This is a genomic window from Pedobacter sp. Leaf216 (assembly GCF_001421515.1).
Classification (GTDB): Bacteria; Bacteroidota; Bacteroidia; order Sphingobacteriales; family Sphingobacteriaceae; genus Pedobacter.
This window is the reverse complement of sequence record NZ_LMKM01000033.1, coordinates 38,387-50,848: the sequence shown is the minus strand read 5'-3', so window position 1 is coordinate 50,848 and position 12,462 is coordinate 38,387. Positions and strand designations below refer to the sequence as shown.

11 protein-coding genes are annotated in these 12,462 nt (G+C 36.6%); 10 read left to right on the top strand and 1 reads right to left on the bottom strand.

Annotated elements, in window-relative coordinates:
• Positions 1–9: 9 nt before the first annotated feature.
• Positions 10–2,256, bottom strand: a complete 2,247-nt coding sequence (locus ASE74_RS18550; protein WP_055912291.1) for a sodium-translocating pyrophosphatase — start codon at positions 2,254–2,256, stop codon at positions 10–12.
• Positions 2,257–2,504: 248 nt separating this feature from the next.
• On the opposite strand from ASE74_RS18550, the gene ASE74_RS18545 reads away from it, so the two are divergent.
• From ASE74_RS18545 to ASE74_RS18500, 10 genes are all read left to right on the top strand, one after another.
• A complete protein-coding gene (locus ASE74_RS18545) occupies positions 2,505–3,950 on the top strand; it encodes an APC family permease (RefSeq protein WP_055912289.1) in 1,446 nt (481 codons plus the stop codon).
• Positions 3,951–4,936: 986 nt separating this feature from the next.
• Positions 4,937–5,497: a hypothetical protein gene (locus ASE74_RS18540; protein WP_055912287.1), complete on the top strand. Its 561-nt coding sequence runs from the start codon at positions 4,937–4,939 to the stop codon at positions 5,495–5,497.
• 6 nt (positions 5,498–5,503) lie between these two features.
• Positions 5,504–6,220 (top strand): hypothetical protein, encoded by a 717-nt coding sequence (locus ASE74_RS18535; protein ID WP_055912285.1) that lies wholly within the window; start codon positions 5,504–5,506, stop codon positions 6,218–6,220.
• Positions 6,221–6,260: 40 nt separating this feature from the next.
• Positions 6,261–8,066 (top strand): type VI secretion system Vgr family protein, encoded by a 1,806-nt coding sequence (locus ASE74_RS18530; RefSeq protein ID WP_055912283.1) that lies wholly within the window; start codon positions 6,261–6,263, stop codon positions 8,064–8,066.
• Positions 8,067–8,068: 2 nt separating this feature from the next.
• The gene (locus ASE74_RS18525) at positions 8,069–9,010 is read left to right on the top strand and encodes a hypothetical protein (protein WP_055912282.1); all 942 of its coding nucleotides are present in this window, start codon (positions 8,069–8,071) and stop codon (positions 9,008–9,010) included.
• On the top strand, positions 9,010–10,212 hold the full coding sequence (locus ASE74_RS18520) for a DUF4280 domain-containing protein (RefSeq protein ID WP_055912280.1): 1,203 nt from the start codon (positions 9,010–9,012) through the stop codon (positions 10,210–10,212). The genes ASE74_RS18525 and ASE74_RS18520 overlap by 1 nt, the downstream gene beginning before the upstream one ends.
• A 4-nt stretch (positions 10,213–10,216) precedes the next feature.
• Positions 10,217–10,870 (top strand): hypothetical protein, encoded by a 654-nt coding sequence (locus tag ASE74_RS18515; RefSeq protein ID WP_055912278.1) that lies wholly within the window; start codon positions 10,217–10,219, stop codon positions 10,868–10,870.
• Positions 10,867–11,226, top strand: coding sequence for a hypothetical protein (locus ASE74_RS18510; RefSeq protein WP_055912276.1), 360 nt, complete (start codon positions 10,867–10,869; stop codon positions 11,224–11,226). Before ASE74_RS18515 ends, ASE74_RS18510 begins: the two co-directional genes overlap by 4 nt.
• Positions 11,223–11,855 (top strand): hypothetical protein, encoded by a 633-nt coding sequence (locus ASE74_RS18505; RefSeq protein WP_055912273.1) that lies wholly within the window; start codon positions 11,223–11,225, stop codon positions 11,853–11,855. Before ASE74_RS18510 ends, ASE74_RS18505 begins: the two co-directional genes overlap by 4 nt.
• Complete coding sequence (locus ASE74_RS18500) at positions 11,848–12,459, top strand: hypothetical protein (protein WP_055912272.1); 612 nt, start codon at positions 11,848–11,850, stop codon at positions 12,457–12,459. Before ASE74_RS18505 ends, ASE74_RS18500 begins: the two co-directional genes overlap by 8 nt.
• Positions 12,460–12,462: the final 3 nt, after the last annotated feature.

Sequence of the window (12,462 nt, the reverse complement as noted above, 5' to 3'; positions counted from 1 at the left end):
ATTTTACAACTAACGGCTTAAAGTATCGGTTGTATTTAATAAAGTGTCGGTTTTTAGGTTGCCCAAAGCATCGGTTTTTTGTTCAATCCGGATTTCTTTGCGAACTTCTTGTTTATGATCGCTTGCAATTGCCTTAACTGCGATGTATGGAGCAATAACTAGTGAAACGATAGACATTAATTTGATCAAAATGTTCATTGAAGGCCCCGAAGTATCTTTAAAAGGGTCGCCAACTGTATCTCCGGTTACAGAAGCCTTGTGTGGCTCTGATTTTTTATAGTGCATTTCTCCATTAATCATTACACCTTGCTCGAAAGATTTTTTGGCGTTGTCCCATGCACCGCCTGCATTGCTTTGGAAGATACCCATCAACACGCCTGTAACAGTTACACCTGCCAATAAACCGCCTAAAACTTCGGGGCCAAAGGTAAAACCGATAATAATAGGGGTGATTAAAGCAATTGCACCTGGCATCATCATTTCGCGGATAGATGCTTTGGTTGATATGGCTACACACTTTTCATACTCAGGTTTCGCTTTATACTCCATAATGCCTGGAATTTCCCTAAACTGGCGGCGAACTTCCTGAACCATATCCATGGCGGCTTTTCCAACAGCCTGGATACAAAGGGCAGAAAAAATGAAAGGAATCATCCCTCCAACAAATAAACCGGCCAAAACAGGTGCTTTATAGATATCAATTGCAGTAATACCGGCAATGCCTACAAAGGCGGCGAATAAGGCCAGCGAAGTTAATGCAGCAGATGCTATGGCAAATCCTTTTCCGGTAGCAGCTGTTGTATTGCCCACAGCATCTAAATTATCGGTACGTTCGCGAACTTCTGGCGGTAACTGACTCATTTCTGCAATACCACCTGCATTATCCGCTATTGGTCCGAAAGCATCAATGGCCAGTTGCATGGCTGTTGTGGCCATCATTCCTGCTGCGGCGATGGCAACCCCATATAAACCGGCAAAATGGTATGATAACATGATACCGCCTGCCAAAACCAGAATTGGGATAACTGTCGATTTCATTCCAACAGCCAAACCTGCAATAATATTTGTAGCATGCCCTGTTGAAGATTGTTGGATAATGGAATTTACCGGCCCTTTGCCCATGGCAGTAAAATATTCGGTAACAATGCTCATAATCGTACCCACTACTAAACCAACAATAATGGCGTAAAATACATTTATGCTCGAAAACTCATATCCGCGGAGTTTAAGTGTTTCTGGCAACATCCATTTTACAATAAAGAAGGAAGCTATTGCAGTAATCAGGATTGATGACCAGTTGCCTAAATTTAATGCTGTTTGTACATTCGATTTTTCATCTTTAATGGTTACAAACCAGGTTCCAATAATCGAAAATAAAATGCCCAATCCACAAATTACCATTGGCAATAAGATGGGCGACATGCCGCCAAATTTATCAGTTACAGTAATTTCTTGTCCTAAAACCATTGTGGCTAAAATTGTGGCTACATAAGAACCGAATAAATCGGCACCCATACCAGCAACATCACCAACATTATCGCCTACGTTATCGGCAATTGTTGCAGGGTTACGTACATCATCTTCAGGAATTCCGGCTTCAACTTTGCCCACTAAATCGGCACCAACATCGGCAGCCTTAGTGTATATACCGCCACCTACACGCGCAAATAAGGCTATTGATTCGGCTCCTAAAGAGAAACCTGTTAACACTTCAATAGCGGTTCTCATTTCTACACTATTGGCACTGGTAACATGAAATAGCTGTAAAAAAACGATAAATAATCCACCTAAACCTAAAACAGCAAGTCCGGCAACGCCTAGGCCCATTACCGTACCGCCGGTAAAAGAAACTTTTAATGCCTGTTTTAAACTGGTTCTGGCCGCTTGTGTGGTTCTTACATTGGCTTTTGTGGCAGATTTCATTCCGATATAACCTGCGGTTGCAGAAAATACGGCTCCAATAATAAAAGATATGGAAATTATCCAGCTCGAATGCATCGGTACACCTTTGATTTCGGTAATTGTTCCGGAATAAGCCAATAATGCTGCTGTAAAAACGGCAAAAATGCTCAATACCCTCCATTCGGCTTTTAAAAAGGCCATTGCACCATCAGCAATATAGCCGGCAAGCTCTTGCATGTTTTTATCGCCGGCATCCTGCTTATTTACCCAGGCACTTTTAACCATCATAACTATAATTCCAACAAGGCCCAGTGCCGGAATACAGTAAATTAAATTGTTTTGTAAAAAATCCATAGTTAATAATTGATTTATATTTGGTTAGTTGATTGTTGTTTATTTAGTGAACTGTTTAAATAAGGCTATTGTTTCACCCTTCATAATCACTTCGCTTTAAGCTATGCACTTATATCTAGCAAGTTAATAAAATATTTTTCTTGTGATAAAATTTTCGCCACACAAGTGAATAAAAATTTGCTGGCATAAAAATGCCTTACAATTTCGTTTTTTTAAATAAATTAGCCACAAACTAAACTTAAACTAAAATGGAAATTCAAAAAGAAGATGAACCTTCTAAAAGAAAATTAAGTCTTTTCGATGCCACAATGCTGGTAATGGGCTCAATGATCGGAAGTGGGATCTTTATTGTTAGTGCCGATATCATGCGGAACCTAGGCTCTGGTTACTGGTTGATTGTGGTTTGGATTATCACCGGGGTAATGACAGTTGCAGCTGCGATTTCTTATGGAGAACTTTCTTCTATGTTTCCTAAAGCTGGCGGACAATACACTTACCTGAAAGAAATTTTCGGTAAAATGATGGGATTTCTTTATGGTTGGGGTCTCTTTACCGTAATTCAAACTGGTACTATAGCTGCAGTTGCAGTTGCATTTGGCAAATTTACAGCCTATCTGATTCCTGCTTTAAATGATGCAGCTCCCATTTTTCAAAGTGGTGGATATAAAATTACCTGGATACAGATTGTAGCCATAGGGGTAATTCTGCTTTTAACTTATATCAATACTAAAGGTGTGGAAAGTGGGAAATGGTTGCAAAATATTTTTACAGGATCCAAAATTATCGCTTTAATAGGTTTAATAATTTTAGGCTTTCTTTTAGTGAAAAACAGTTTTTGGGCAGATAATATGAAATTTGGGTGGAGCGCATTCAGTAACCTTAAAACAGATCCAAGCGGTAATTTTTTGAAATCTGGTTGGGAATCTATTTCCGGAATGACAATAATGGGTGGAATTGCCGCTGCAATGGTAGGATCAGTATTCTCTAGCGTTGCCTGGGAGAATGTAACATTTGTTTCCGGAGAAATAGAAAACCCAAGAAAAAACGTAGTACGCTCAATGGTTTTAGGTACTTCGGCGGTAATGATTCTTTATTTATTGGTGAATTTTATTTACCTGAACACTTTAAACAGAGATAGTATTGCTTTTGCACTTAACGACCGTGTTGCTGTTGCAGCTTCTGAACAAATTTTTGGTAACGGAATTGGAACGATTGTAATTGCCTTATTGGTGATGATTTCTACTTTCGGTTGCGTAAATGGAATTGTGCTGGCTGGTGCAAGGGTTTTTCAAACCATGGCAAAAGATGGGATGTTTTTTAAAGCAGCACTTAAAAATAACAAAAATGGCGTGCCTGAAAAATCACTTTGGATGCAGGGAATCTGGGCATCGGCATTATGCTTAAGCGGTCAGTACGGCAATCTTTTAGATATGATCTCTTTCGTAATCGTACTCTTTTATATGATAACCGTTTTTGGCGTAATTTATTTAAGGATAAAACAACCTGATTTAGAACGGCCATATAAAACCTGGTTATATCCGGTTACACCAATTATTTATTTATTAATCGGTGCAGCTTTTTGTGTATTGCTTTTAATTTATAAGCAACAATATACATGGCCTGGGCTTTTGATTGTATTACTGGGCGTTCCGGTTTACTTTTTTATAAATAAGAAAGACCAGCAAATAGATTAACCTAATTAACTTTATATTTTTTATATCAACCTCGCAGGTTCAAAACCTTGCGGGGTTTTTAGTTTTTTAGGAGTGTAAGGTTTGGTGTGAATCAACTATCTCCAGTCTCATTTTTTAGGTTTTGAAAATCAGGGTTCGGTTTCAATCGGTTCCGGTAGTCCCGTTATCCGCTTTACGCTCCTGATAGAAAAAATCAGGAGTGTGCCCGCTGCTACCGGGTTTAGGTTGGTTGGTTTTGTGCGGCAAACGCTCAATCTAAACCCGACATTGCGGATACCGGCCTGTGCTTAAGGCCTGAAAGCGTATGATCAAATGGCGGGATTAACATTGCCAAGCACCACAGCCTTTGCTTTCTAAAGAAAGGTATGGATTAAATTTCCGTATAAGCCTAAAAAACTTTTTTAAGCCCTGGGTATATAAATTGAAATTGTATCAAATGGTGCAGGCTTTAACTCAATCAAACGGCTTCAACGTTTAATCAAATATCACGTTATTGTATAATATTTTACTTTTTAGTATGACATAAATGTAAATTTTAATCTTCAATATCTTGAACTTTTCCACATGCTTATAAAGTTTAATCTTCGTCGATTTGTTCCTTAGCGCGTCATTTAAACTGATTTTCGCCCAATTACTGATTTTAAAAACCCACAATTAAATATATTTTATTTTGTTGGCCTGATATTTGGTTTGTGATAATTGTAGTTGTCAACTACATCGCAACAATTAGATTTAAATTATGGCTCTCACAACTGAACACAGTTTTCCTGACAAAGATTTCATGTTAATTTATTATATCAACGTTTATATCTGTGATGTAAATAATTTTGAAGTTCCTTTTTTACAACGCGCGGTACCAAAATTATAAGAAAAGCGAAAACTTTGATTATTACTAATGCTTAATTGAAGTGTTAGGTTAAATAATCTTCCTGCTTAACATCAATCGCTATTCTCCCTGCAATTTTTAAACCTCTAACATGTAAATTATGCCGTTATATTTTCGTTTTAATATACTTTTTGTTTTATTATATGCATTATCTGCCTGTTTTGTAGGTTGTAATGGTGATCATAAACAGCATAAAACAAATAATAATCAGATAGCAGGAAAAATAACTGTTACAGATCTATTTCTTTCCTATACTGATTCAGTGGCAAAGATTCCTTTAAACAGATTTAACGAATCCAATATCATATCATTAAACAAATCGTTCGCAAATAAATTACCACTCAGTATTTATAAGGGTGAACAGAATAAAAATGCTCAAAATATCATCGTTCAATCATATCAAAATAACAATGCAAGCCATATAGGTGCTGGAGCTATATTGTTGCTGCCAAAATTTATTAGCGATTCATTACGTGTAGGTGATTTTACACGTCATTTTGGGAACATTAAAAAAGAGAAACCTACAATCGGCGTAACTGAACAACCGCTTCCCGTTGAGATAAATCTAAATGCCTATACATCGATAAAGTTAACCTTTAACAATAATGAAAAGCTTGAGCTTGCCCAGGTTACCATGGTTGAGGTTTTAAAATATAGATAAACAACAATGAATACGCTCGTAAAAATTAAAGAATATGATGCACATGGCGGCCCTTCCAATGTTAAAATGGGAGACGATGGTCATTCTCAAACCTCTACAACCGCTGGCAGGTTTGTCATCAAAAGCATAGAAAAACATGTTAGTTATGGTCGTTATGCCATGTGGTCAGGCATATCCTGGGGAACCGAAATCAAGATAAGTGGAAACATCGTGATGGTGAAATATATGGGTATCTGGAAAAAGTTAACTGATGTAAATGCACAATGGGGAAAATATAGAAATGATCAGCGTGGAGTTACAAATGCAGTGCTCAAATACCAGCGCGATCTTTATCCCAATTCTCCCATCCCAACCAAATGGTTGTTTAATGATTTTGGACATGTTTCCATAAAGTATTTCAAGGATATGAACAACGATCGGAAAATGAACGGAAAAGAATATGTTATGGGTGATTTTATCCATACCACCCCGCCTGATGAAGCTGCAACTTCTTCAGGAAGGATCTTCCAGCTGGCAGAATCACACGGCTGTATCCATGTACGGCCCAACGATATCGATGCCATGATCGGTAATGGTTATCTAAAAAAAGAAAACACTATAGAAGTACATCCTTACACTAAAAAAAACATAGAGGCTTCACCTAAAAGAAATGCAGCAGGAAAGCAATTTGAAGTGCACTTCTATCCTGGTCTTTATAAAATTGCGATATATAAAAAAATGTAGCCAATTACGCTACCATTAAAGTAAATGAATACACTACACTATGGAAAACAAACTTATCGTAGAAATCAGTATAGAAGATACAGCAATAGCTCATTTTACTTCTTTTAATCTTTTACAATCTTTCAATCAGCACCATTATTTTGAGCTTCATTTTAACCACGATCAATTGGGTGCCCCAGGTTTGATCAGCTTGGATGACAGCCGCAATTTCGTGGGCAAAACCCTAACTGCATCTTTTGGGCATTCTCCAGAAAACCTGCAATATTTTACCGGCCTGGTTACCAAGGTAGAGCTTTCGCAGAGCCATGGCTATCATGGTGTTTTAATTATTAGTGGCTATAGCCCTACCATATTAATCGACCGCGGACCGGATCTGGGTTCTTACCTGGATAAAGACCTAGATACTATTGTAAAACTCGCTACCAAAGATACACCTGTTAACGACCTGGCAATTGTAACCAACGCTTCCAGAAAAGCTGCGATTGATTACCTTATACAATACCGGGAGAGTGATTTTGCATTCTTAAACCGCCTTTCAGGTGAATACCATGAGTGGTTTTATTATGATGGCAGGCAGCTTAATTTTGGCAAGCCTAACGATCAGAAAGAAATAGCACTCTTTTATGGTCGCGATGTGCATAACCTGCAATATGCCATGGAAGTTTCGCCGATAAAATATAAGCGTTTTGCCTATAATCCTAAGCAGGATGAAATGCTGCATAGTGAAAGTAGTGGTAAAGCTGACGGAAATCCTGATCTGGCGCATGCCATTAAGGCCTCTAATTCGATGTACAGCAAAACCTTTAATCAACCTTCATTAATTCGGGTTGATAATGGCAATGATATCAAAAGACATGTAGAAAATGAGGAAAAAGCACATATTAGCGAACTATTAAAGATAAATGCAGGTGGCGATAATGCGTTACTCACTATAGGAAGCATTGCCGAAATAACCATGAGTATCAGGAAAGAGCTGGCTTTTGCAACAGAGAGCCTAGGGAAGTTTTTAATTACCTCCATCAATCACCAAATAGATGGAACAGGCAAATACAGCAACACTTTCGAAGGCTTAGTAGCTACAACTGAACGTTTGATGGTTAAAAATTATGAGAAACCACATTCGGATATGCAGCTGGCAGATGTGGTTGATAACGACGATCCGCAAGGGCAGGGCCGGATTAAAGTGAAATTTAAATGGGAATGTCAAACCAACGACCCTACTGAATGGTTAAGGGTTGTTAGCCCCAATGCAGGTAGCGGCGATACCGGAAAAAACAGGGGTTTCCATGTCATTCCTGAAAAAGGCGACCAGGTGGTAATTGCATTCGAAGAAGGTAATGTAGCCAGGCCTGTAGTAATGGGTAGTGTTTACCATGGAAAGAGTGGAGATAGTAAAGGATTTAAAAATAGTAACATTAAGGGCATGACTTCAAGAAAGGGAAGTGCTTTAAGTTTTGATGATCTAAACCATGCACTGAACCTGGGTACAAATGCGGCAAACCTTGTGAAGATTGAAAACGGACCAGGATTGATTACAGCAGAATCTGCTGAGAAGATAGTAATTAAGACGGGTTTAAGTAGTATTACGATGAAAAAGGATGGAACGATTGATATTATTGGTAAGGTAATCAATATTCAGGGTACGCAGGTGATTAACGCAAATGCAGGTGAGAAGCCGGGCGATGCTGTTAACATTGGTAAAAATGCCACCACTGCAGTAACTATTGATACGAAAAACATAGATTCGAAAGCGAGCAATGGCATTGTGATTGATTCTAAAACAACCATTTCGCAAACATCAACTGGGGTTCAAACAATAACAGGTAGTCAAGTAGATATTAATTAATTATGAGCAGATTTAAATTTTTTGATGATGAGCAGCCTGTTGAAATTAGAACTCATCAGGATGTTGAAAGTACAACTAAACAAAAAATAGCTGATAACAGTTTTAAAGCAGGTAAAGCAAGGTATCGTAGTGAACAATTAGTTGTTATAAAAGTTGATGGTATAATTGAAAACCATGCGGATACAAAATTGGAGTATACGGTTGAAAAAATAATTAAGGAAAATCAGCTTTTAGTAGATGTAAAACTTGTTGATCAAATAGTAAAAATCCAACCGGAATATTTACAGGATAGTTTCGATCTGATGAGTAAGATTGATTTAATAAAAAGTAATGCTTTGATCGCAGTAAATCCAATTAATGGAAAAATTGATAAAATAGAAAATATTGAACAAATTAGGGAAAACTGGGATTCTTTTAAGAAAGATGTTATAAAAAATACATCGTTCATTCAATCTGATGAAATGAAGAAAAGCATTTTTATATATCTGAATAATACAGAACCTCAGTTCATTCAGGAAAATTTAATTCAGGATTTTCAAATCCGGCCTTTTTTCGACCTATTTTTTGATCGATATCTTGTATCAAAAAACTTTACGGTAAATAATAATACCAAGCTTTATTATTCGCAGCTTTTTGATAGGCTGCCCATTGAATTGGATTTTGAGAATACGATCTCGAGCGAAACTCCAGAAACTATAACTATACTTAAATCCGGTAGTTTAAACAGAAAAAATTTAAATATAAATGACTTTGAAAAAATTTATGACCTTAGATATAAACCCCGCATCGGTTTTAAATTTGATGGTTATGATTTCACCCATCGAATTCAAATCAGCTACGACCAAGCTGATGAAGTACTATTAGATGCACAAATGACAATCAATGAGGTTGTAAAAAATAATATAGAAGTATTTGTGGATTATAAAATCAGGAGGATAAATTAATGAGTAGTTCATATCTTCCCTCAGGTGTAAAGATTAACTGTACGATGATGACTGTTTCATCACCGCAACAGTTAGGAATGACGAGAAGCGCCAGAACAGTTCTTTCATCTAAAGGAGCGCTATGGCTCAACATAGAAGATAAAAAACTAAGTGCAACCTTTGTTTGTAAATCTCCTGCTAAATTTTGGAATGGCTTAGGTGCAATGTTTACAGGGCTCGCAGTTGGAATTTTGTGCGTTGCAGCTGCAGTAATAGTAGTAGCAGCTGTTGTAGGCACTGGTGGAGCAGCGGGGGTAATATTAGCAGGTATGGCAGCCGCTGCTTCTAGTACTGCTACCGGTGTAATTGTTGGTTCTCTTGCCGTTGCAGGTGCAGCAGCCATGTTGGTTGAGCCTGTTAAGGCAGTAGTTGGACTTTTTACCAGTGGCCATGCCTGCGATTGTACTTTGGAAAGTGGTAGCAAATGGGAAAATTATCATAATAAAGTTACCTTTAATAAGCAAAATGCCATCTTGCAAAAATCCATGTTGAATTGCATCAATGGTGGAATTTTACAGCCGTTCATAAGTCCTGTAATTGCTCAAATGGCGGCTGATAAATTCGCCAAAAACAACAATGAGGAAATAAACCTTCATTTAGAACAACAGTTATGGATGGGTTTTGTAAGTGGGTTTAGCGGATTGGCAGATCCGTTAGGTACATCTTTAGGAATTGCTACTGGTACTTATGATTATGCTACTGGTAACTATGATTTTAAAAAAGGTCGCTATACCGATGCCTTAACGAATGAAGGTGCCTCATCTGAAGAAGATTTAGAAGGCGAGATTAGTAGTGCAACCAGAGATCAAATTGCTGGTGCTGTTGCAGGAGGAGGTAAAGGTAGTTTAGAGGCTGTAGAGGTCATCACCAACCAAAACAGAACTATTATTAGGGAAGTGATTGATCAGGGAGGAACTTATGCTCAAGCTGAAAGAATGACATATTGGGGAACAAGGACTTTTGCAGGTGAGTTTAAAAATATAGGCATTGGTTTAGGCGTTGGTTTTGGTTTTGGCGTGGCAGGGGCAATTACCAATCATTACATTGCCAAAAGTTATAAGGAAGATAAAAAAGAATTAATTAAAGAAGTACGTAATAATAGAAAGGAATTAACCAACTTAGATTCAAGCAATAGTAGTGGCGTGATTGCTTCTCGAAAATAACTCTATGAAAAACATTTTAAAATACGGTGCATTTGGTTTATTGGGTCTTGGCTTATTATTTGGTAAATATGTGGGGCGGTGGATCGTTAACATTATAGATAATCCAGATACAAGAGTAAACAATGGCAAGCTATATGTAAAACAATATTTGAATAATTGCGATACCGTGCATTTGATCATGAGAAATTTCACAATTAAACTTGATGATTTTAAAGTTCAGGGTGCATTCAACCTCTCGCAAGCTGATAATACAGCCTATTTAGATAAACAAACCTCTGTTTTTTTTGATGATAAATCAGATAAATTTTATTGCATTTATTATTTTTTTTCAAGTAATTCAAAGAATAGCCAAATGTACGATGCTTTTATTTCAGATGTTGATCAAAATGGTGCTAGCATCATTGCAATGGTAAATAAAAATGAACTCTCTGATGGTACGTATGGTACTAAGCAGAAACCAGTACCTATCATCTATTATGAAGTTCCGGAGAAAATGAATAGCTTTTATAGTTTGGTTGATGATATTGGCAATTCTAATTATAAAACTGAGAAAGAATTTAAAGATTATACAGCCAGCTATAATGCTAGGAACTATCTCTCCTATGTAAAAAGCAAAGCAGATTTCGAAAAGATGTTCGGCAAGCAGCCTGATAAATGAAAAACCTTTTAAAATATGGTGCATTTGGTTTATTGGGTATTGGTTTGATTTTTGGTAAATATGTGGGGGGGTGGATAGTTAATGTAATTGATAATCCCGATACAAGAGTAAACACTGGCAAGCTATATGTAAAACAATGTTTGAATAATTGCGATACTTATGGAACAAAGGTCAATCCAATACCTGTTTCTAGAGTAAGAGAAGACCTTCCTGATTCAGTCAGTAAAATCAGAGGTTCAGAAGATGGATGGAATGTTGATATTACTAAAAATCAATTTAAATATAATGTTGAACAGTACTTAACCTACATCATGCCTAAAGAAGAATTTAAGGAACGTTTTGAGAAAGGTAAATGAGATGGTTACAAAATATGGGTGGGGCTTTAGGCTATATTATTGGTGCTATGATAGTCTTACCTTTAATAATCTTTATTTATAACAAATATTTTATCAAAGAAAACGATAATGTAGAGCCATTTATAAAGCCTTATATGGAAAATGTTATAGAGTTGAAGTTTAAAATGCCTAACACTAGTGAAATGCCGTTTGATAAAAACCCTTTTATAAGCGAACAAATTGAAACTAAGTTGGTTAGAAAAAACATGACAGGAAGCAACAGTAAGTTATCCTATTATCGTTACCAAGATATTTATTCGCCACTCTACAAAAAGCACATTAGGATTGGAATGGTAGATTTGACCACGCTTTTTTGGAATGACATAGGTGACTCTACAGTTATGCTCAAAGTAAACAAAGATGATTTCAATAACACAGAATACGGCACCAAAGAAAAGCCCTTAATGTGCTTTAGCTTAAGAGGTGCAAATGGGCCAATTCTCATTCCAGGAAGAGGAACGAAGAATGAAGGTAAGATGATTAATAAGGATACCTCGCCAGAACAATTCGATTATAACGTGTACATGTACCTTACTTATGTAATGCCAAGAAAAGAATTTAAGGAACGCTTTGAGAAAACAAATGAGTAAACAAACTGTAGGCTGGATAGTCGGTGTATTTGTATTGTTTCCCTTATTTGTGTTTTTGTATAATAAAATTACTGTAAGAAAGAATGATGGAGCAAAATATTTAAATTTATATATAGGTAAAATTTCTAAAATAGATCTTCAGATTCCAGTTTCGGACATCAACAGTCCAATTTATATGAAAACAGATTTCGATCATTATAGGCGGGGGGCTAGTGGTATTGGTTTTAAAGGATTATCTGGAGAAATACAGTACATTACTTTTTTCGAGACTATCGAAAGTAAATATTTTAGGATTTATTTATTTGATACTAACTATCAAAGTTATGCGAATTTTGAATCAGTAATTGAAAAAAAGAAAATAACCGGATGGGTAAATCAGGATGATTTAAAAGATCCTAGCTATGGTACTAAAGAAAGACCAATCCCTATTTTTACTTTCAAAGGGATCAATGAACCAATTCGAATTACTTCAGAGAGTGAAGGTTCTGTTAACGGATATGAAAGCTTAGAACCTACTTATCAACAGTACAAACATAATGTTCTAACCTATTTAACCTACATTATGCCGAAAGAAGAATTTCAGGAGAGGTTTGAAAAGAAATAATAG